The organism is Algibacter sp. Ld11 (assembly GCF_045066735.1).
Taxonomy (GTDB): domain Bacteria; phylum Bacteroidota; class Bacteroidia; order Flavobacteriales; family Flavobacteriaceae; genus Algibacter.
In genome coordinates, this window is record NZ_JBISHH010000023.1 from 15,413 (window position 1) to 38,966 (window position 23,554).

The following is a 23,554-nucleotide window of genomic DNA, read 5'->3' on the forward strand; positions in this document are numbered from 1 at the left end:
AGAAGGTTTTTATTGTTTAACTACGATATCAAATGCATCTAACCTACTTTCTACACCTGTGTTGGTAAGTAAGATAATAACACTCTCATTCTCTCCTGCTTCGAATGTGATGGCGTGTTTTTTGAATACATTTGCTACTCTACCATCGTTTGTATCCGTTCTAGACGCAATAATATTCGATTCTAATTTAGCTTCCTCAAGATTGGAAGCATTAGTATTTATAATGGCTACTGTTACGTCTCCAAAGGTATCTTCTTCAAAAGCACTAAAATATGATAATACGTAAGTTGCACCTGGCGTTACCTCAATTTCTTGATAGCCCGTTCTGGTACCATCTGAAGGGAACTTTGCTGCTTGAATCCCTTCAGGCAAATCATTTCCTTCACCTCTACCGTTACTATCGGTATTAATCTGAAAAACAGACCCCCAACTAGAACTACTTGGAGATCTCCAAGAGTCTCTACCATCGCCAGATCCATCAAACAAACTATTATCTTCAAAACCAGGCTCGCCTATTTCAGGAATTGGAATTGTTGGTACTGCTTGATTTACGGTAATTATCTTTTCTGTGTAATTCGACTTACCAAGATTATCAGTTACCGTTAACCCAACCGTATAATCTCCTGGGCCAGGAAAACCAAATATAAGTTCTCTATCTTGTAAGGTTGCCGCTTCTAAATTTTCAATTTGACTTTCTAAATCTGCCACATTTTGCTTTATTTCATCAGAAAGATTATTGTTAGCAGTTTCTAATTGGCTTTCGAAATCGGTAATTTGAGATTCAAGAACCGCTTTCTTTTCTGCATTACTCTCGCAAGGAACTTTAAATTCAAGCTTAGCAATCTCTTTTTCAATAGCAACTATTTCAGCTAATTCAGCCTCTATCGACTTTTCTAAAATTGGCAAATCTTTATTAATTAAAGTTACTCCATCAGCTGGTGTAACTACCCATTCGTAATTTGTACCATTTACAGCTAAGTTTGAACCAGCTTGAAAATTAATTTCATAGTTTGCCCAAAGCTCTTCTTTATTGCAATTAAACTCTGAAGATGTTACATCGGTAGAGTTATAAAAAGGTGTTGGTCCTGTGATATCTTCCAAATCACCAACATTAGCTAAATCATCGCTAACACAAGCTGTTAGAGATACTAACGCACCAACCACTACATATTTTAAATTAAACAAATATTTTTTCATAATTATGAGGTATTAGTATCCGTTGTTTTGTTTGTAAAAGTTTGGTAAATTATCTATTTCTCTTTGAGGAAAAGGAAGATATTTCTTCTCGTTGGTATAAAACAAACTATTTAAAGTTGAAAAATCAGTTAATACTCTATCGGCTTCACCAAACCTAATTAAATCATATAAACGTTGGTTTTCGTACACAAACTCAACCTGTCTTTCAGCCAACAATTCGTCCTTTGTTACATTAACGACTTCCTCTAAGCCCGCTCTTAATCTTACTTGATTAAATGCATCAATAGCTCTGGAATCTGTTGTACTATCATCAGTACCTAAAATAGCTTCTACATATAATAATAGCACATCAGCATATCTTAAAACAATCCAATCATTATCACCAATTTCACCATCTGTTGGAAATTTAGCATTAAAAACATCCACAGTATTATCATTTGAAAAAGCACTATAATCTAATGCTTTAATAGTTCCAGGGAATCTTACAGGCTGTAATTCCGGCGTCATGATCTCTAAAAAATTAGGAGAAGCGATATTTACACCATTAGAAGGACCTTGCAACGTCATTGCGAAACTATGAGATTCTGAATCTGTTTCAACTTGATCTCCTAAACCACTATCACTAGTAGTGTAATTATCACTACTAACAAGATCGTAAGCTATAGAGAAAATAACTTCTTCATTGATTTCAAAACCAGGATTATTAGACCAGTCACCATCAAGAACTGGATCTGATGCTAATGCAGACTCTGAAAAACCACCTGTAAATTGATTACCAAAAACATTACCGTAGTCTACTGCTAAAGTTGCATAGTACTCCCGATCGGTTAAACTTGCATCACGTTCTGTATATATTAAATCATAGTTGTATACACTATTATTTTCTATAACTGAAGCTAATAATAATTCTGCCTCTTCGTAATTAGGATTAGGCTGACTTAAATACGCTTTAGCAGCTAAACAAATAGCAGCACCTTTAGAAGGGCGGTATCTGTTCTGTGCAACACCATCTAAGTAAGCTATTGATGTTTTAAAATCGCTAATAATTTTCGCATAAACATCTGCTTCAGGAAGTTGAGGATAATCTAATGCTTCGTCTTTAGTAATATCTAAAACCTTATCTACAAATGGTACATTTTGATATGCTCTTACTAAGTTAAAGTGACATAATGCTCTCATAAAATAAGCTTCACCCACGGTGTATTGCTGATTTTCTGGAGCTAAAAACCTATTATCAATAACGGTATTAGCATGTTTAATGGTAGACATATTGTTAGAATAATATGTTGATACATCTCCATTATTAGGATCTACATTGTAGGCATTAATTGCCGGAAAGTTTCCGTTTTCAGAATTTGCTCTAACATTATCAGATCTTAATTCTATTAAAAGAAATTCGTTTGCTGGCACTTTTTGATAAGCATCTAAAACACCATTTGACAATAATTCAAATCCATTGTTGGTCTGCAATAGCTCTTCTATAGAAAGTGCCGTTGGATTACTAAGGTCTAATTCTTTCTCACAACTTGTAACTAAAGCTGCTAAAGAAAAACAAAGTATTATATTTTTATATATCTTTTTCATAATTAATTAAAATTGAAAGTTAATCCCTGCTGAAATTGTTCTAACCACAGGACCATCTCCTCTTTGGTAACCCGATGTTAATGGCGTATTGGCATTATCAGATGTTTGTCCAGATGCATCAGGATTAAACCCTTCGTACCCTTTTGCTGTAAAGAATAATAAGTTTTCACCTGTTATATAAAATCTTAGTTTGTCTATATTATTCCTTGAAGTAAATGAATCGGGAAGCGAGTAGCCAAGTGTTACGTTTCTTAAGGTAACAAAAGAAGCATCTTGAATGTGATCGTCTGTAAACCTTCTGTGCACCGTTAAATCTCTATCAGGGAAATTAGCTAACTCATTAACTGCAGATTCACTAGCATAATATAACTGATCTAAATCGGCTACACGAACTTCTGCGCCATGAGATCCTTGCCATTGAAAAGCAAAATCGAAATCCTTATAAGTAAAATCGGAATTGAAACCCCAAGTAAAATCTGGATATGGGCTACCTAATTCTGTTCTATCTTCATCATCAATAATTCCGTCATTATTTAAATCCTTAACATAAACATCTGCAAAATCATTATTAAATCTATTAAAAGGGTTATCAACCCATTCTAAAGGAATTTCTTTTTCGTAAACCCAACCATAAAAAGATGTTATTGGTTGTCCCACACGAGCTATAAATTGTGTTGCTCTTGTGTCTTGAGATATTTCTGAAATAATTTGTTCACTTTTCCCTAAACTTTGTACCGTATTTCTATTTAAAGAAAACTGTCCAGAAGCAGCCCAACTAAAATCTTCTGTAGTTATAAGTCTTGAGTTTAATTCAATTTCAACACCTTCATTTTTTACTTCACCTATATTTTGAAGCCAATTATCAGCACCATATGTACCAGGCACAGGAGCAAAAAGAATTAAATCTTCACTCGTTCTTGTATAGTAATCTAAAGTTAAGTTTAATAGACTCCTACCGAAAGTAACATCTAGTCCTGGGTTGAATTCTACAAGTTTTTCCCAACCTAAATCTTGATTTGCTAAAGTTAAACCTTTAACTCCCGTTTGGCCATTATAGCCAACAGTACCAAATGTTTCTTCAAACCTGTAAAGCGATTCGAAAATATTGTTAGATATTTCGTTAGATCCAGAAATACCGTAACTAGCTCTTAATTTTAAAAAGCTTACGACTTCACTAGATTCCAAAAAGTTTTCTTTAGATAAAACCCAACCAACAGATGCTGCTGGAAAGAATCCAAAACGCGTGTTTGGACCAAAACGTGTACTTCCATCTGTACGAGCAGATACTTGAAATAAGTACTTCTCATCATAATTGTAATCTATTCTTCCAAAATACGAAACCAATTTATCTGTTCCGTTATCAGTATAGGTTGTTCCTCCATCTGCAAGTGCAATGTTATTATTGAAATCATTGGTGTAACCTACAGCTTCTGTTTCTTGTGTGTAAAAATCCCTTTGAGTATACTCAAAACCAAATACGGAATTGAAATCATGCTTACCAAAACTTTTCTTGTATTTTACAAGAGACTCAAATGCAAATTGATTTAGCTCATCTCTTCCTTCTGCACGAAAAGCTTCTTGATCTCTATTTTCTTGACCGTATAAATAATCGAAATCATTGTTCTTGTTATGTCTAAAAACACCAGAAATTGTTTGTCTAAAATTAAGCCCTTTTGCTAACTCAAAATCAATGTAAGATGAAGCGTTTAAACTTAACTTCTTTTTTGTTCTAGAACGTTCCAAAAAGTGAACTAATGGATGTACATTTTTTGTAGTAGATAATGTTAACCCGCCTGAAGTTAAATCACTCGCTACTGGAAGACCTGTATTTGGATCTCTTAAAATTTGTCTTGGGTTATTTGGATCTTGCGTAAAAACGTGATCAAAAGCCCTAGAAAAACCATAACTACCTTCCTCTAGGTTTTCAAATAATTTACCAGCATCTGTAGAGGTTCCTACATCTGTAGGGAAATTAGTTACATATTCTAAATGGTCTTCATTTAAGTAAAGAGGTAAATGCCCATATTGTCTTAACGGATCTGTAAACCTCGCTGGTAACTTTTTTTGATCATTATAATTTACATTTAAGTTAGCCCCAAACTTTATCTTTTTGTTTTTCGACTTACTATCAACCTTAATTCTAGCATTGTACTTTTTAAAATTATCCGTTAATGCAATACCTTCATCTTCAAGATATCCTAAAGACGCCGTGTAACTAGTTAATTCCGTTCCTCCTCTAACACCTAAAGAATGACTTGTTATTACTCCGCCATTAAAAACTTCATCTTGCCAATTTTTTTCACCACCTCCAAGAGAAGCAATAAAATCCATAGCATCTAACTCAGCATAGGCCGAATCGTAATCACCAATAATTCTATCATAATTTGGACTGTCTACCGAGATATCATTAATAACACCTTGTAATCCATTTAACCTAGCTCTTTCGTCAGAAATACTTGTGTTAAAATTATCGTTCTTATTAGCGTATTTATATCCGGTAAATGAGTTAAAAGAAAACTTAGTTTTACCTGAAACACCTTTTTTAAGCGTTACTAAAATCACACCGTTTGCACCACGAGATCCGTATATAGCAACAGAGGAAGCATCTTTTAAAACACTTATAGAATCGATATCATTATTATCTATAGAACCTAAAATATCAGCATCATTACCTAAAACAATACCATCTACAACAATTAGTGGTGATGATGAGCCTGTAATAGACCCAGGACCTCTTAAGGTAATTTTAGGATCTCCACCAGCCTCTGATGCTCCTACTTGAATTCTTAGACCTGCTACTTTTCCTTGAAGTGCATCTTCAACACGAGCAACAGAAACATCTTCTAGAGCTTTACCAGATACTTTCGATAATGCACTTGTTATTGTTTTTTGCTTTTGATCGCCATACCCTATAATAACAACCTCATTTAACTGAGCAACGTCTTCTTTAAGTGAAATATTTAGAGTTTTCTGATTTGATATGATGATCGTTTGAGACACAAACCCTATGTAAGAAATCTGAAGAACATCACCTTTTTCAACTTTTATATCGAAAACACCATCAAAATCTGTAGACGCTCCTTTTGATGTGTTTTTAACGATAACATTTACCCCTGGAATAGGAATGCCATCTGTCGCTGAAACAACAACACCTTTCAGTTGCATGCTGCTCTGCGCAAATAAAGTAATATTGAAAACCAACATTACTACTAAAATTAGTTTAGACTTTAAATTCATAATCAATTTAGTTTAATTTTTGTTTGGTCTGGAATTCACACTCCAGAATTAATTGAACTCTCTTATGTTCAAAAAACGTGATTATTTTAAGAGATATTTAACTCTTAAAGCAATCCTAAAAACAATATGAACTAACTGTAATCTTAGTAATTTTGTAGAACACATGTTTTTAATACTGTAATTGCATGTTTTTAATTTACTTCCCTCCTAAAAGAAGTAAATCAACTAAAAAAGGATGGGCGCACACCCGTCCTTTTTTTATTCTATTTAAAAAAAGCTTTCACCTTACTTCCTATTATTATAAGTATTGGTTTACTTCATTCAATTCAATAACTGGTTGACCAGATTGGTTTACCAAATATATATAAAATTTTGTTAATTACAGCCTTTAAATACATTTTAACTAAAAAAATGTTAAAACATTTTTTTAGTTTTTTAAAGAATTGATATAAAAACACCTAATAAAACATCGTCTCTACCTAAAAAGGTGTTAAAAAATATCATTTTAATAACAAAATAGATTTTATACTTTAATTATTTGTCTCCAAAATAAGACACACCATCACCACTTAAAAAATCTTCTCTTACCGGACTAAACGTGTCAATTAACTCACCTGCTTCCAGACAAACCGCACTATGTAATAAATTCGGCTCAATATATACACCATCTCCTGCTTCTACAATTTGCTTTACTCCATCAATTTCAAATTCAAATTTACCTGAAGCACAAAAAGTAGCTTGCGTGTGAAAGTGTTGATGAGGAGAACCTAATGCTCCTTTCTCAAATTTTACCCTTACCATCATAATTTGATTATCGTAACCCAAAAACTTTCTTGAAACTCCTCCTCCAAGTTCTTCCCATTCCATGTCTTTTGTGATGACATACTTTTCACTTAATCTTTTCATAATTTTTTATTTAAGTTGATTTATTTATTTGAAATAATAAGAACCAGACCACTCATAATTCTCATTATTAATTTTCAATTTATGTGTTGCATCCTTTCCTGAATTGATATTGGCAGTAATAAATAATTTAGAATTACCTTTTACGTTAGTAATAACAATTGCTGTATAATCTTCCGTATCTAAAAGCACTTTTAACTCTGCTATATTACTTTTAGAGTTTACTGCAGATTCTGTTACTGGACTATAACTTCCATGCGCCTCAATCGCAGACACAAACGTTGTGTTCTTTACATTTTTACGCCTTAAAAGTAAAGCGGCCTCTCGTCTTAAATTAAAATAAGGATCGTTTGCTCCTATTCGCGTAAACAACAAATCGTCGGCGGTAGTAGTCACCATTGTTAACGTGTAAAATGCTCCCTTATTTAACCAAGACAATTTACTATTATCACTTTGCGCTTTAGCGGAACCTTCAACAAACAAATGCTGATATCCGTTCTTATTACCTAAAGTTTTTAATGTAGCTGGTATTTTATATTCGAAGTTAGTTTGTAAAACCTGACCCAAAAAGTAATATGGAAAATCATATTGATTAGCCTTATTTGATGTTACCTTCATAATATCCAAAACATATGGTTTTTCAAAATCTTCGTCCTTTATAATAGCCATAGTACGAAGCATTTCTGTTCCAACGTAGGCATGAACATCTTTTGCACTTACTACTTGTACATTGTCATGCTCTGAAGAAAAATAATTAAGGTCTGGATGATATTTATTCCCTGTTTCGAAATCGCCATTAAAATGAGATATTTCATTTTGCGTTATAGTATTATGAGCTATGGTTTGTTTCGCCCAAGTTTTATTTTCTTTTAAATAATTTCCGCCACCTTTTTGTTCAATATTCACAAAACGAGCTAAGCCATAATCTTGGATAACCTCATCGCCATTCTCGTATAATGAATATGATAATTTATCGTAATGCCCATGACTTGAACCTTGTGCCGCGTACTTAAAAACAAGTTCCATACCTTCGTTACGCAAAATACCTACACCTCCTTGAGTGCCATTAGGCCCATCTGATAAATTAATAGACTTTTTGCTAAATGGTGTTTCTTCTTCATTTTTTATTCCGAGTGCTACAGCTAATCCAGAATCATCCAACAGCACTTTATTTTGCTGCTTTGCAATACTTAAAAGCCCTGAATCTTGTCCTCCAAAATGATACGAAATATCTACAGCTGTTACTAAAGCACTATTGTAATAAGACATCCCTTTTTGACCATCGTTAAGTGGAAAAAAGTCACCATCGGCATCAGATAAATTTAAAAGCGCATTTATTGATTTTAAAAGTACGCCTTCTTTATATTCAAAAATCTTTACATCTGGCCTTACATTATGCAAGCCTTCAGCAAAAATTAAAAACGGATACATGGCATATCTTTGATAATATGGTCCTTCATTATAATAGCCATCAGGTGAAAAAGGCTCTTCTATGTTAGCCAAAAATCCAGCTTTCCCGTCCTTATTAATATACCCACCGTCATCATCTTTAGCGGTTTTGTCCATTTCTAAATCCTTAATTCCGTACAAAGCGCGATTGATTAACTCTTCATCATTCATAACCAAACCTATCATTCCAACCGCTGCATTCCCCCATGTACTATGGTTATGCACTCTATTATAAAATTGTGGATTTTCTATAGAAATATAATCAGCAAATGGTTTAAACAAGTTAGTTTCTAGCTTATTTCTTTCCTCTTCAGTTAAGTAATTATAAACACAATCATAAGCCTGACTCACATACACCAACCAGTTAGAATCGTTTAAACATTGCCAAAACAACTTGCCTCTCGCGTAAGATCTTGTTTTAGGATGCTTAGGCAATCCTTTATACATACCCTCGTACTGCATAAGCATATCTTTAACATACTTCGCATATTTTTCATCATCTAAAATTTGATATAAAACTCCCGCTTTTTGTAAAACAATCATGTTACGTTTATGACGCACATGGGTGTAACCCCCAGAATAATCTTTAGGTGTTGGTGTATCAATACCTAACTCAATTTCGGCATCAATTTCTTCTTGAACTTCTTTTAAGGTATTATCAAAAATTGGAATATTACCTAACTGCGCTCTAATATCCGCAACTCCTTTTTTTGTAAGAATTAAACTAGGATGACCTCCTTCGGTCTCAGTAGAAATCATTTCACTTTTCTCATTCGATACCTGCTCCTTACAAGAGAACATCGAAACTAAAACGAGTATTAAACTGAGTAAATTGACTCCTGATTTTTTCATTTTATTAGAATTGGTTTAATTGGTTTACCAAATTGGTTTACCAAATATAGACATAATTATCACTTACACAAAAGAATGACTAACAAATCCCAGATTTTAACAATCCAAAAAAACATAAGTTTTGTTGCATACAGCAAGATTTTTCAGCTAAACAACGCAAGGTTAGTACCTGCGAGTTAAAAATAATTTTACATCCAAAACATTTATTAGAAAACTAACACAAATGGTTCAAAAGTGAAAAATATTGCGCGTTAAAACATCATAATCTAAACCAATCTAAGAAATCAAGCAAACAGATTTTAAAGTTGCCATTTAAAAAAGAAATAAATTTCAACTTTATTGTTAAATATTTTCTTACATTAGAAGTGTAAGATTAAAGATTAAAAAACGCACACGTAATTAATTTTAAAAAAAATCTTAATCCTTAAATAAAACAATTTATGTATTCAGTTTTATTTCAAAACACATGTACTAACTAAAATAAAGCAAACACTTTCATCAAATCAAAGCCACATAACCCTTAATCACAAAACCTATTTTGATCAAAAAATCAAAAAACAAGCATGATTTATTTCAATTTACTAAAAAATTAACACATATTTTGCCTTGTACATAAAACAGCCGAATCCTAAGAGTAATCTAGGTTTCTTAACGATTTATTAACACTACCAATCTAAAACAAAATTATCGCCTCTTGTTTTTATGAAATATTTAACTATATTTGGTAAACCAAAGTGGTAAACCAAAGTGGTTTGGCAGTTTAAAATTGGGCTTTTTTCACCTAAAAAATAAACTAATACTACAAAACACACGAAAAACAGAAATGAAAAACTAAAAAGAAAAAGCAAACAAAAAAAACAAACACACGCCAAGATATTATTTGTATCACCACTAGGAACAGCATATATCTTGAAATTTATTTTAAACTAAATTAATTATTAAACTAATGAAAAAAAACAAGCGATTTAAAAAGGTATACCTTTTATTATTAGCCTTTTGTTTTGCATTTACAGTAAACGCTCAACAAAAAACAATAACAGGTACAGTAACCTCGGCAACCGATAACCAACCCCTACCAGGTGTTAACGTTATTGTGAAAGGAACTAACACAGGTGCTTCTACAGATTTTGATGGTAATTACTCTGTCACTGTTGAAGGAAGCGGTGTTGAATTAAGTTTTAGTTACGTAGGATTTGTTCAAAAAACAGTGACTGTTGGAGCACAATCTAAAATAAATGTAGCTTTAGCAGAAGACGTAAGTGCTTTAGAAGAAGTTGTAGTTGTAGGTTACGGTGCTCGTAAAAAGAGCGACTTAACAGGTGCTGTATCTTCAGTTAAAGCAGAAGAATTAAATGCATTTCCTGTACTAAATGCAGAACAAGCTCTTCAAGGTCGTGCAGCTGGTGTAGTAGTACAATCTAATAATGGTGGTGAGCCGGGAGCTCCTATTAACATTAAAATTAGAGGTAATACATCTATCAACGCAAGTAGTAGTCCTCTTATTGTAGTCGATGGTTTTGTAGGTGCGAGTATGCCACAGCCAAATGATATTCAATCAATGGAGGTATTAAAAGATGCCTCTGCAACCGCTATTTATGGATCTAGAGGTTCAAATGGTGTGGTATTAGTAACAACAAAGAAAGGTAGAAGCGGTAAATTAACTATAGAAGTTAATACTAATTACGCTATGCAAAGCACGGGAGATAAACTAGATTTATTAAATGCAGAAGAATTTGCAGCTTACCAACAATTAAGAAACCCGTCTTATGTACAAGGAACTGAAAATACAGACTGGCAAGACCTACTATACAAAACAGGGCATACACAAAATCATCAGTTTTCTTTTTCTGGAGGAAGCGATAATATAAATTTTTATGCTTCTGCAAACTATTTTCAACAAGAAGGTGTTATTGTAAATTCCGACTTCGAAAAAATGACATTCTTATCAAATATTGATGCTCAAGTAACAGATAAATTAAAATTAGGGTTTAACCTTTTTGGAAGTAGAGCCACTAAAAATGGAGTTTCTACACAATCTACAGGTGAAACTGCTAATGGAGGTGGAGATGATGTTATTTCACTATTAGTTAGGTTTTCTCCAGACTTAGGCATTTTCGATGAAAATGGTGATTATACTGTTAACTCTGTTGGAGATAATGTAGACAACCCTTATGCCGTTGCCACAGAACGTATAAATGAAACAAAGTCTGACAGATATAGAGCAAACTTATATGCCAACTATGATATTACAGAAAACTTTGCTTTTAAAACAACTTTTGGTTACAGCACCTTTAACGAAAACGTAGGCACATATATTCCAAAAACATTACTAATTACCGATGGAGGAAACAACGGTACTGCAGAGATTAATAACAGACAATCTACAACCTTATTAAGTGAGAATTACTTAACTTATAAGACCGAAATTGGTAAAGGTAGTTTAACCTTATTAGGAGGGTATTCATATCAAAAAAATACAACAACAAGATTTTCAGCCGGAGTACAAAACTTAATTGATGACGATTTCTCTTTCTACAACTTATCTGGTGGAGATACGCCTTTAATTCCGGACTCTTCGATAGTAGAATCTGAAATTCAATCACAGTTTGGTAGAGTTAATTACGACTGGGACGACAAGTACTTAATAACAGCTACTGTTAGACGTGATGGAGCTTCTAACTTTGCTTCAAACGAAAAATACGCTATTTTTCCTTCAGGAGCTATTGGTTGGAAAGTATCTAATGAAAACTTTTTAATGGATCACGAAACCATATCAAACTTAAAATTAAGAGCGAGTTATGGCTTAACAGGTAACCAAGCAATTGATTCTTACCAATCCTTAGCCAAATTTGATAATATTAACGGATTATACGGAGGAAGTGTTGTAAATGCTGTTGTACCTGATCAAGCTGCTAATAATGATTTGAAATGGGAAACATCTTACCAAACTAATATTGGTATAGACTTAGGTTTATTTAATAGCAAAATATCTTTATCATTAGATTATTACAACATTGACACTAAAGATCTTTTAATGGAAGACGGAAGTCAAGCTCAATATTTAGGGTTTCTTACCGCTGCTAGTTTAAGAAACGTAGGAGAGGTAAACAATCAAGGATTTGAAATATCATTAAACACTAGAAATATTACAAACGATAATTTTACTTGGACAACAGATTTTAACTGGTCTACAAATAAAAATGAATTTAAAAAATTATTAAACGGTCAAGATGTATTTCTAAATGCAGCGCCAAGTTATTTATCATTAGGTGGTAGTACTCACGTTTTAAGAGAAGGTGAAGCTATTGGTGTATTTTATGGATATGAATACCGAGGTGTATATGATGGTACTAACATTCCTGCAGGAACAGCCGTCTTTAGTGGTGCCGTTGCTGGAGATGCTTTGTACACAGACATGGCTGATGCCTCAGGTGCTAGAGATGGATTAATTAATACCGACGATCAAAAATTAATAGGTGATCCAAATCCAGATTGGACTTTAGGTATAAATAATAACTTCTCATACAAAGATTTCGATTTAAATATCTTCTTTCAAGGTGTTCAAGGTGGCGATATCTACAACCTAACAAAGCTACAGGCTAATGTTGGAGATTCTAACACAACTAGAGATGTTTTAAATGCTTGGTCGCCAACTAATACAGACTCCAATATTCCTACAGTTTCTGGTGTAAGACGCTCAACTTCTAGATTTGTAGAAGATGGAAGTTATATTAGACTAAAAAATATTGCTTTAGGCTACAACTTACCTGCAAACATAACAGAGAAATTAGGTTTAGATAACCTTAGATTATCTGTAAGTGGACAAAACTTATTAACCTTTACAAACTATTCTGGTTTAGACCCTGAAGTTAGTTATTCTGGTTCTGGTGGAAGCAACGATTCTAAGGCTAACACAACTCAAGGATTTGACTTTGGTAATTACCCAACAGTGAAATCAGTCACTATGAGCCTTAATTTGAAATTTTAATAATAAACTAAAACAGACATAATGAAAACATATAAATATTTATTTTTATTGATAGGATTATCAATGATAGGCTGTTCAGACTTAGAAGAGGAGCCAGTAGGGTTATTATCACCTACAACCTACTTTACGTCTATAGACAAATTACAAGTAGCAGTTAATGGTGCTTATGGTTATATGCATAATCGCTATTTCCTAACTAGAGAAACTGGAATGACGCTTATGCTTCGTAGTGATATGATTGAAATTTCAGACCCTAACACAAGACAAGAAAGAATTGACCATGATGAGTTCACGGATCTAGATGACAATGGGCAAACTAGAGTAAGTTGGCCAATAATGTATCAAATAATTTCTGCAGCTAATCAAGCTATTGCAGGAGCAGAAACTATAAATGCAGATGAAGCAGAAGTAAATGCTGTTGTTGCTCAAGCTTATTTTGCAAGAGCATTAGCATACTATCATTTAGTGAGACAATTTGGAGACATTCCTTACTTAAGTGAACCAGTAACCAATGTAGAAGAAGGTAATAATATAGAAAAAACAGCAGCGGCAGACGTTTACACAAACATTATTGCAGACTTTACCTTTGCAAAAACATGGCTACCTACAACGCAAGCAACAAGATCTATACCATCTGCAGGAGCAGCGAGTTCTTATTTGGCTTCAGTTTATTTAACTATAGGCAACTATCCAATGGCTTATGCAGAAGCTAAAGATGTTATTAATAAAAAGAACACTTATGGGTATGATTTAGAACCAGATTTTCAAAATTTATTTAATTCAGCCTTAGCTCGTGATTCAAAAGAACCAATTTTTACATTAGATTATATTGGCGACACGTCTCTTGGAAATTATAGTACAGATTATCTTGTACCATTTACTGGAATTAGAGCAGATGACCAATTTGGTTCTGGTCAAGAAGGTTGGGCAGTTCTAGTTCCACCACTTAAAGCATTTACAACGTGGGATGAAAACGATTACAGAAGAGCTGTTAGTTTTAACACCACAGGAGTTTTTGATGGTGTTGAAGAGCCTTATACCAAATTTAACTCGTTTGATGCCAGAAACAAAAACCAACCATACTGTGCAAAATACACACGTTTTAGAGGAGAATCTGGAGGAAATGGTAGAGCATCTAGCCATGCTTACTCACTTATGCGTTATGCTGAAGTACTTTTAATTGCAGCAGAAGCTGCTAACGAGGTTACTCCTGGAAGTCAAGAAGCTCACGACTGGGTAAACGAAGTAAGAGAAAGAGCTAGAGATGGTGCTACAGGAAGTACGCCAAGTGCATCACCAGCAGATGTTTCTGGATTATCTGGCGCTGCTTTTACAGACATGGTATTAGAGGAACGCAGATTAGAACTTGCTTTTGAACTTAAAAGATGGTACGATATTGCCAGAAGAAAATTGGGTACACAGGTATTTAGTGCATCTGGTCTAGAGGGAGCTAAATCTTTTAGCGAAGACAACTACCTTATTGCTATTCCAGAAGTAGAACAAGAGAGAAACCCAAATCTATAAGTTTAGCACCAATTTTATATGAAGCATATTAGTCGCTTCTAGCTTTAAAACCTCGAATCATTTATTGATTTGAGGTTTTTTTTATTTAATTTACCAATACTTAAATGATACCTCGATGAAAAAACACATACTACTTATCGTTATAATAATAAACCTTATAAGCTGCAAAAATAAAAGTAGTACAGAAATTACGTCTGTAAAAACTGCCAAAGAATCATTAAACGCTCGATATAAAAAACTACTAGAATACCCTTTAGACTCCTTAGCCTTTCCGCGTAGCGTAAACTTAAAAACCAATACTCTAAAAAAGGTACTACCCAAAGATTGGTGCAGTGGTTTTTTTCCTGGAAATCTTTGGCAGATTTACGACTTAACAGGAAACGAAGCTTATAAAAACAAAGCCAAAGAATGGACAGCTTATATTGAAAATGAAAAATTTAACAACCGAACCCATGATATGGGTTTCAAAATTTTCTGCAGTTTCGGTAATGGCCTAAAATATGAAGACAATGATGACTACAAACAAATAATTGTTGAAAGCGCCAAAACACTTAGTACACGCTTTAATACAAACATAAGTAGCATTCGCTCGTGGGATTTCAACAAAGATGTTTGGCAATTTCCAGTCATTATAGATAATATGATGAATTTAGAATTACTGTTTGAAGCTACTAAAATATCTTTAGATAGCAGTTATCATCACTTAGCTGTAAAACACGCTAATAACACCTTAAAAAACCATTTTAGACCTAATAATAGCTGTTATCACGTTGTAGACTATGATACTATTACCTATCAACCAAGAATGAAGGTGACACACCAAGGATTCGCTAACGAATCTTCTTGGGCACGCGGCCAGGGTTGGGCTATTTACGGTTACACCATGGCTTATCGCTATACCCAAGATAAAAAGTACCTCGACCGCGCAGAAGCTACAGCAAACTTCTTTATAAACCACGAAAACCTACCTAAAGATGGCATTCCATATTGGGATTTTAACGATCCTTCTATTCCAAACGCACCAAAAGATGTCTCAGCTGGAGCCTTAGTTTCATCTGCTTTGGTAGAATTATTTGGATATACAAAAAATGAAGACTATTTAAACTATAGTAAAAAAGTAGTAAACAGTTTAAACTCCAAAAACTACCTTTTAAATGAAAATATTGAAGCGCCTTTTATTTTAGATCACAGCACTGGTAATTGGCCTAAAAAAGATGAAATGGACGAACCTATCGTATACGGAGATTATTATTTTTTAGAAACATTAATAAGACTGAAGGAACTAAAGACTTCATAAGTTTACTACATTTTAAGTAAAGCAGCCTCTCCTGGTTTTAGAGAAATTGCTTTTTTCATTTTATTAGTCTTCAATACAACCTTAACATATTTATTTGTTAACGATTGTATTGTTACTTCAGTATTACTAGTCTTGATAAACATATCGGAAATTTCAGAAAACTGAATTTCAATATCGTTCCATTTTACAGATTTTACTCCAAATAATAATACTTTATTTGATTTGGATAAACTGTAAGCGTGATCCCCTTTTATTACAACATCAGAAGCATTTAGCATCCAACCTTTCACTTTAGTTTTTTTACTATCTTCATCTATGCGGTTACTGTAACCCGAATAAGGATATAAAATCGTTATAAAACTGAAATTACTTAATCCAGATTTTGAAACTATAGACCACTGCTTACCACGTTGCCCCGAGTTTACCACTGTATCCACTTTATTCATTTGAAAAATGTCAAGGCCAGAAGCATCATCAAAAGAAGAACGAATTAAACTCGCACCTTCTTCTAAACTATAATGACCTTGCCAAACTTGTTTATAAACATGGCTTTTATCCGAAGTAAAATTATCTTTTACAACCCAGAAATCATCCTTTAAATATAATACTTGTCTATGATACCCAACTCCTATATTTCCAAAACCATCATGACTTCCAATAAAAACATCCAAATCCTTATTTTTCTGCCAAACTATAGTTGTTGGTTTTGGTAAATTTAAAAATTTTCCAAAACCACTTCCGCCTTTATTAGAGGTATATTCTTTACCAATTAATTCATGATCAACCAAAGCTACATTTTTGGTCAATGAATTTTTAAAAAGTTCCAAATCTTTTAAAGAATAGCGCACTTGGTAATTAGGCAAAATTACTTTTCCATTTGCCATAGCCTGCACACCAAGCATATCTCCATGTTGATGATCTGGTTTATTGGCATCTAAACCCGATGAAATAATCATCATTTTATCTTTCTCCTTCCAACCCTCTCGCATAATGTAATAACCTGTATCCGGGAACTCAACCGATTTCATGGTTGGAGATTTCGACTGAATATTATTGAGCATTGTCAATTGTTTCTCGTTAACAAACCAGTACATTCGAGAATCTACTTTATTATTTGCGAAATACCCCATCTTTGGCGAATCGAACAAAAGATAACCCAACGTTAGTGCTCCTGAAATATCATTTTTCTCTCCCCAAGGGTTATCGGTATCATCGGATAATACAGGAGCTGTTTTATCAGGATATGCTATTTTGGTTAAGGTTTCAAAAAGAGATTTTAACCTATCTTTCCAATAAGAATTCACTTTGAGATTACTCGTTTTAGCAAGCTGATACACGTAATAATAATTTCCAATATCACTCATGTGGTAATGCACCGTGCGCTCAAATTGAAAACCATCGTCGTTAATTTCTTTCGATAAATGTTCTTCTAAAAGTTTCATGGCATGATTGTACCACACATTGGCTCCCTCAAAGTCTCTAAGCAATATAGACAGCATGGCTAAAGCAGATAAACCTCTTGTTTGGTGATTACCCGCATGAAACTTTGTGTTATGCTCATACAAATGCGCTCCATGCTGCAAAAGCGTTGCTATTGTTGTTAGTTGATCATCATCAGTATAAGCAGCGTCGCCTAAAAACAAATTATGAATTTGCAACCAATTTAAAACGCGATATCCCGACCTAAAAGATTCGAAAACACCATTACCATCTTGAATAACTTCATATTTATTTACAGCTAGTGCAGCATTTAACGATTGTAATTGGTTTTTAAAATAGTTTAAATAAGTAGTATCTTTATTCTTGTAATGGTATAAATAAGCAATGTCGACCATTTTGTGCTGACGTGCCAAATGTCGCAATGCATAAGCGTTTACAGGCTCTCCATTCTTGTAATTAAAGGGTAATTTCCATTGTGCAACATCAGGAAATTTCTCCATATGGTCTTTTGCATTTTCAACATGAGATTTTTCCGCGGAAGCATAAAGTCTTTTATATTCTAAAAAACGTTTGTCTTTGTTTTTCCAATTGAAAAAATAGCGCTCAGAAAACTTCTCTCTTAAATAACTTGCTAAAACTTCTTTTGATATATCTCCATTAATACCTAACTCTGCCCGAGCAGATTCTGTTAAATAATTAGGTAATTCTTTATTATTAATAATCTCCGTAGATGAGATATTTTGAGCATAGAAAGGAAATATTACACCAACAAAAAACAGCATTAAAATTAAATTTAAATGCTGCTTTTTAACTGTTGTAATATCTCTTTTTAGTGAAAGTTGAGAATAAAACATTGTATTTATTATTTCAAATTAATATATGGGTTAATACATTAATTTCATTTTTAAATTTTCTTCGGTTTTTATTTTTCCGGAATTAGTAATTACGTTATCTAATTCATAATTTTCCTTTGCTCCCCAAAGTATAGAAACATAATCTACAGCATTGTTTTTAAATGTGTTTTTATTAATGTTAACGTAAACAATCCCTCTGTGATTTAACAGCATTTTGTTAGGCTCATTAGCACCACAATTAGTAAAAGTACTATTAGCAACTAATAGATTGCCACCAATAGTAGACTCATCATAACCACCGCGATAATAATCAATAACATTTTGCTTCACGTTATTGAATATACAGTTATTTACTGTTAAATATTCGGTGTTATAATCACCTCTATCGTTTGTCTCTTCAGATAATTCTAAACCGTTTTCACAATTTGAAATAGATGTACTTTCAAATGTAATTGCTTCTGAAAAAGACTCCTTGTATACTTTTAAAGCATAATTAAAGTCACTTATATCACAAGCTGATACCGATAAGCCGAAATGATTGGACATATCTTCTTTTAAAGTAGCAAAAGCATAGTTTGTATTGTTTCCTTTTAAACTCACATTTTTTATAGAAAGAATTCCTTTAGGATGTAAAGAAAATAATGGAGTATCGACCTTACCTGAAAATATAATTTGAGCCTTCGCCTCTTCTTTAGACTGTATAGTAATATTTTTATTGATGATAATAGATTCTTTAATTTCAAAAACTCCTGAATTCAAAGCAATGATATCACCATTATTAGCCTTATCAATTTGTGATTGAAGCTCTTCAGCTTTAGAAACCACATGTGTGTTTGGTGCTTTTTTTTCTATAACATTAGAATACCAACTTGCTCCATATTTTGATTTATCTAAAATATTTGGATCTCCCATTTCTGAATTTACAAAAGCTCCAATTTTATTTTGATCAGCCCTAGAATTTCCTGCCAAATCTTTAGTTATAGTATTAAACTCGAAACCTACATAAGGCTCAACAGAACTCGGAATACCTGTTGGAATCGCAATATTTTTTGAGATAGTTTTTAGTTCTAATTTAGCTGATACCAAACCTCCGTTAAATTCATTAAATTTTACGCCACTATTATCTATAACGTTACTTTTAAACAAAACACCATCGGCCTTATCATGCTCAATCACTGGTTCATTATCTCCAACTGTGTTATAAATAACGTTATTAGCAACTGTTGTTCTAATAGGTCTTGCTGATCGGATTTCTGATATTGGTAAAACATCGGCTTGCGCTATGTTGGTACCCACACCAAACTGCCACGGCGACTTACAATCTACATAAGTATTATAAGCAACTACTACGTCGGTAACTTGGTTGTATCTATTTAATGGGGACTTTGGGATTCCGTTCATTACGGCTAGCGGGCTTCTAAAGTTTTCACCAATAATGTTATAGAAATAATTATTTACAACCCAATGTCCGGTATTTACTAATCTAATTCCACCGTAATTTTTATTTACACCATCACCTATAAAATAATTACCGTCAATAACAGCATAGTTACCATGGCGTGTTACTACAGAACCTTCACTTTTATAGAATACATTATTTCTAATTTCGTTAAAATTTGTTTTACTAGAAATAACTTCAACTTCACCATTACATTCTTCAAATAAGTTATTAGCAATAGTTGTGTTACTAGGAGACATAGACGTAAAACTACTACCTAATTGAATAGACTCGCCTCTGGCACCACCTTTTCTAGGTCTTGGCCCAAAATGATTATTAACAATTTGATGATAATTTCTAATACTCTGATTCCCTTTTAAGTCCACCCTAAGTGTTGGACCGCCGTTAGTTTTACCAGCTATATAACAATGATCTACTTTATTGTGTTTTCCAAAAAGTTGAATCCACAAATCATCATTATCACGATGTTTTTGGTTGTAATCTAGAATTACGCAATTAGTCACTCTACAATGGTTAGCAACAGTTTCTTCACTTGTTCTAAACGCAATAACGTTGCTTGTTGGCGTGTATCCATTTCTAAAAAACAAGCCTTCAACAACTAAGTAATGTCCCGAAATTTCTAAATTAGAAACACCTTCAATAAATACTTGTCCTGGAGTTTCTGCTCGTAACGTAATTGGAGAACCCTCAGTACCTTCTGCTACAAACTTTATTTCTACATTCTCCCACGTACCATTTGCCAAAACAATATTATCTCCAGCTTTGGCATTTTTAATAGCCTCATACAATTCCTCATTGGTGTTTACTAAAGCACCTGAGTTTTTAACTTTTTCGTTACAAGAAAAACAAAAGACTACTACCAAAAAAAGGCTAAACAACTTATTCATAAAAACGTTTTTGATACATTTAAAATAATAAAAAGAAGGCCAATTACAACAAAAGACCTTCTTTTTAAAAACAACTAACTACTCAACTATAATTTATTTTGTTCAAGCTTTCTTTTAATTGGTTTATTTCAAAAAGACAAAAACCATGGATTAAACTTGAAATATCTATTTTTTTCTGTATTTCATCCTGCTTTAAAAACATCTCGAAAAGATATTAATTTAACATTTAACCATAACGTAACTAAAAAAAGAAAAAACACCTTTGTTTTATATCTAGCTTAGTTTAGGTGGATTGTTTTTCTGGAAAACCAAATTGGTTAACCAGATTGGTTTTCCAAATATATGCATAATTTCGAGGTAAGCAAATTATTTTAACAGAAAATTTGATAATTAAACATCAATTATGGTTAAAATGCCATAGAAAAAAGAATAAACGAAGAAAAAACAATTGATACAAGCTCTTAGTCAATGAAAAATAAAGCACTAGTACAGTGTGATTTAGATTATTATTGACACCAAATTTCTATTGATTGCACAATAACTTCATTAAACATGCAGCTAAAACAGGTTAAACCCTCGAGCTAGGCCGTTGATAAAATGAAAACAACCCTCTATTTTAGAAGAAAATTAGTAATCGAAATACCAATTAAACAAGTCGGTTCTAATACCGAAGTTAAACCAAACTGTACTATTTTTGAAAGTGGCATCTGTAGTAGCATCTGGATTAAAATTCCTTACCGTAATATCTGTAAACAATTTTAGATTAGACGCAGGATTTAATACATAACCGGCTTGCAAATTGCCATTAAAAATTTTTGTTTTCAGACCTTGTCCTACCTCTACTCCAGAATCGAAAGGACGATCGTTATAATTTTTATAAATATCGGCACCATAACTAAACGTGTCTGTATCGGTATTAAAATCTAAACCACGAACCCCAAAAACTAACTTAGCATCGGCAAACCATCGCTTGTAATGATAGCGACCTATAAATATAGCTTCACTAAAATTAGCTCCCCAAAGGTGCGCCATAGATTGATTATTATGCCCATAATTTGTGGCTATAGTATTATGTGAATATGTATAGGGCCTAACGCGATTATACTCAAACTGAAGCAATAAATTTTCAACCTTAAAAGCATTAAAATAATTAACCCCCAATTGATAACCAAATTTGTTTTTCCAACTCTTTTCTCCAGCTTTTACATCGGCCAAAGAAAATTCATCTAACACAAATTGGCTATATAAATTAACATTATCGTTCCACTTATATTTTGCTGTTGCCCCAATAACAGCATTACCAGCATCTTGCCCGGTTTCGAACTCTATAGCTCTGTAAAAAATAATTGGGTTTAAGTAATTAACATCAAAACCACGATTATTCGAACTGGTCCAAATTACCGACTCAAACAAACCTAAGTTAAAGCGTTTAGATACATTCCAGCTTAAATAATGATTAGCCATGTATTTCGTTAAAAACGCACCATCTTCCGTAACTTCTGGGCGCACATCTCTTAACCACATCCAAGTATTGGTATATTTAATTTTCCAGAACTTAGTATTTAACTTAAGAAACGGGTGTGGGCTAGCAACATCACTCAATAGCAAAGAACGGTATCCGTCGCCTATAAAATTTTTACCATGTCCAAACTGGACATTTACAAATTTTGCAGGCGCATACGACATGTATGCTTCGGCTACTGGATAATCATAAGAATCGGTTTTAAACCTCTTTGCAATACCTCGACCGGGAATAATAGCGGGATCGGGGCCAAAAGCCTTTAAAGTTTCTGCATACCTATTTACATAATCGGCAAAACGTCCTTGACTTTCAAAAACGGATGCATAAAAATTAAACTTTTCACCCAAGCCACCTTGCACTAGAAAGCCACGTGTATTATTATAAGTTGAGCTAAATTCAGCGTCGGTATCTTTACCAACTTCTAAATCAAAAATGGGATCTATAGTAAACCAATAATCATCACTTTGCAATTGAACCAAATGTTCATTCCAAAGCTTCTGTCCGGCCCAAGTTTTGGTTTCACGCTGCAGGGCCTCATTTTCGGCTTCAAAGTCGTAATAGCTCGCCACATCATCATAAACAAAGGGTTTTGACGCGGTATGGCTATTTGTTCCCACAGCATTCATTTGTCTATCAAACTTCGCATAGTCACTATGTGTAAACTGAATGTTTAATTGACTTCTATATACCTTATTTTCAAAGGCTTTTAAATCATTATCCACCTGATCATATTCTTGCTTTGCTTTTTGTTCTAACTTAGAAACTGATTTAATGGTTTCATTTTGTTCGTTATAAATTCCAATATCCTCCAAAGGAATTTTGATTCCCAAAGAATATTGCTTAAACGTAGAACGACCATTATAAGTTGCCGGCTTTATTTTTGGAAGACTTGAAAATACACGAGTTGCCTCTTCTTTCAATTCACTATATACAGCATCAACATAAATTACTTTAAAACGACCCGTTGTATCTACTTCAAATAGCACCACAACTTCTCCTTTATAATTTTCATTTTTCACCTTTAAAGGTGTCTTAAAGTTATTGTAGATATATGAATGAACTTGATTATCAAAACACTTTTGCTGATTATTAAAAGAAACACTATCGCAAGCCGAAAACACTGGTGGTTTTTCTGAATAAGAATTAGCTTGAGCATAGCCCAGATATTGAACCAAAATAAATACTAGGAAAAGAAATTGCTTCATCACTTAATTGGGGATTGATAAATAGTATAACAAATATTTAAGATCGAAAGATACTATATTTTTTAGATTCGACACGGCAACTCCAAAAGTTCCTTTTAAACAAAAAAAGCCGTTAACTTATATAGGTTAACGGCTCTTATACAATTATATTGAGTA

Annotated in this window: 11 protein-coding genes; 3 read left to right on the top strand and 8 right to left on the bottom strand. The window is 33.2% G+C overall.

Going from position 1 to position 23,554, the window contains the following annotated elements; translation table 11 throughout:
• Positions 1–9 precede the first annotated feature (9 nt).
• The 5 genes from ACJJV4_RS09510 to ACJJV4_RS09530 all read right to left on the bottom strand — a co-directional run bounded on the left by ACJJV4_RS09510 (position 10) and on the right by ACJJV4_RS09530 (position 9,222).
• On the bottom strand, positions 10–1,197 hold the full coding sequence (locus tag ACJJV4_RS09510; protein ID WP_405293792.1) for a hypothetical protein: 1,188 nt from the start codon (positions 1,195–1,197) through the stop codon (positions 10–12).
• A gap of 12 nt (positions 1,198–1,209) precedes the next feature.
• Positions 1,210–2,781, bottom strand: a complete 1,572-nt coding sequence (locus tag ACJJV4_RS09515; protein WP_405293794.1) for a RagB/SusD family nutrient uptake outer membrane protein — start codon at positions 2,779–2,781, stop codon at positions 1,210–1,212.
• 6 nt (positions 2,782–2,787) lie between these two features.
• Positions 2,788–6,018 (bottom strand): SusC/RagA family TonB-linked outer membrane protein, encoded by a 3,231-nt coding sequence (locus ACJJV4_RS09520; protein WP_405293796.1) that lies wholly within the window; start codon positions 6,016–6,018, stop codon positions 2,788–2,790.
• 534 nt (positions 6,019–6,552) lie between these two features.
• On the bottom strand, positions 6,553–6,924 hold the full coding sequence (locus ACJJV4_RS09525; RefSeq protein WP_405293798.1) for a cupin domain-containing protein: 372 nt from the start codon (positions 6,922–6,924) through the stop codon (positions 6,553–6,555).
• 24 nt (positions 6,925–6,948) lie between these two features.
• Complete coding sequence (locus ACJJV4_RS09530; RefSeq protein ID WP_405293800.1) at positions 6,949–9,222, bottom strand: alginate lyase family protein; 2,274 nt, start codon at positions 9,220–9,222, stop codon at positions 6,949–6,951.
• 946 nt (positions 9,223–10,168) lie between these two features.
• On the opposite strand from ACJJV4_RS09530, the gene ACJJV4_RS09535 reads away from it, so the two are divergent.
• The 3 genes from ACJJV4_RS09535 to ACJJV4_RS09545 all read left to right on the top strand — a co-directional run bounded on the left by ACJJV4_RS09535 (position 10,169) and on the right by ACJJV4_RS09545 (position 16,031).
• Positions 10,169–13,210, top strand: a complete 3,042-nt coding sequence (locus ACJJV4_RS09535; RefSeq protein ID WP_405293802.1) for a SusC/RagA family TonB-linked outer membrane protein — start codon at positions 10,169–10,171, stop codon at positions 13,208–13,210.
• Between the two features lie 21 nt (positions 13,211–13,231).
• On the top strand, positions 13,232–14,734 hold the full coding sequence (locus tag ACJJV4_RS09540) for a RagB/SusD family nutrient uptake outer membrane protein (RefSeq protein ID WP_405293804.1): 1,503 nt from the start codon (positions 13,232–13,234) through the stop codon (positions 14,732–14,734).
• 115 nt (positions 14,735–14,849) lie between these two features.
• The gene (locus tag ACJJV4_RS09545; RefSeq protein WP_405293806.1) at positions 14,850–16,031 is read left to right on the top strand and encodes a glycoside hydrolase family 88 protein; all 1,182 of its coding nucleotides are present in this window, start codon (positions 14,850–14,852) and stop codon (positions 16,029–16,031) included.
• Positions 16,032–16,036: 5 nt separating this feature from the next.
• Here ACJJV4_RS09545 and ACJJV4_RS09550 read toward each other — a convergent pair whose 3' ends face one another.
• The 3 genes from ACJJV4_RS09550 to ACJJV4_RS09560 form a co-directional block, all read right to left on the bottom strand.
• Positions 16,037–18,325 (bottom strand): heparinase II/III family protein, encoded by a 2,289-nt coding sequence (locus tag ACJJV4_RS09550; protein WP_405293808.1) that lies wholly within the window; start codon positions 18,323–18,325, stop codon positions 16,037–16,039.
• 30 nt (positions 18,326–18,355) lie between these two features.
• On the bottom strand, positions 18,356–20,671 hold the full coding sequence (locus ACJJV4_RS09555) for a chondroitinase-B domain-containing protein (protein WP_405293810.1): 2,316 nt from the start codon (positions 20,669–20,671) through the stop codon (positions 18,356–18,358).
• Positions 20,672–21,298: 627 nt separating this feature from the next.
• Entirely contained in the window at positions 21,299–23,398 is a 2,100-nt protein-coding gene (locus ACJJV4_RS09560) for a gliding motility protein RemB (protein WP_405294164.1), read from the bottom strand.
• Between the last annotated feature and the right edge of the window lie 156 nt (positions 23,399–23,554).

Coding starts and splice junctions, on each gene's coding strand:
- ACJJV4_RS09535 (WP_405293802.1), top strand. CDS start 10,169: ATGAAAAAAAACAAGCGATTTAAAAAGGTATACCTTTTATTATTAGCC.
- ACJJV4_RS09540 (WP_405293804.1), top strand. CDS start 13,232: ATGAAAACATATAAATATTTATTTTTATTGATAGGATTATCAATGATA.
- ACJJV4_RS09530 (WP_405293800.1), bottom strand. CDS start 9,222: ATGAAAAAATCAGGAGTCAATTTACTCAGTTTAATACTCGTTTTAGTT.
- ACJJV4_RS09515 (WP_405293794.1), bottom strand. CDS start 2,781: ATGAAAAAGATATATAAAAATATAATACTTTGTTTTTCTTTAGCAGCT.
- ACJJV4_RS09525 (WP_405293798.1), bottom strand. CDS start 6,924: ATGAAAAGATTAAGTGAAAAGTATGTCATCACAAAAGACATGGAATGG.
- ACJJV4_RS09555 (WP_405293810.1), bottom strand. CDS start 20,671: ATGAATAAGTTGTTTAGCCTTTTTTTGGTAGTAGTCTTTTGTTTTTCT.
- ACJJV4_RS09560 (WP_405294164.1), bottom strand. CDS start 23,398: ATGAAGCAATTTCTTTTCCTAGTATTTATTTTGGTTCAATATCTGGGC.
- ACJJV4_RS09550 (WP_405293808.1), bottom strand. CDS start 18,325: ATGTTTTATTCTCAACTTTCACTAAAAAGAGATATTACAACAGTTAAA.
- ACJJV4_RS09545 (WP_405293806.1), top strand. CDS start 14,850: ATGAAAAAACACATACTACTTATCGTTATAATAATAAACCTTATAAGC.
- ACJJV4_RS09510 (WP_405293792.1), bottom strand. CDS start 1,197: ATGAAAAAATATTTGTTTAATTTAAAATATGTAGTGGTTGGTGCGTTA.
- ACJJV4_RS09520 (WP_405293796.1), bottom strand. CDS start 6,018: ATGAATTTAAAGTCTAAACTAATTTTAGTAGTAATGTTGGTTTTCAAT.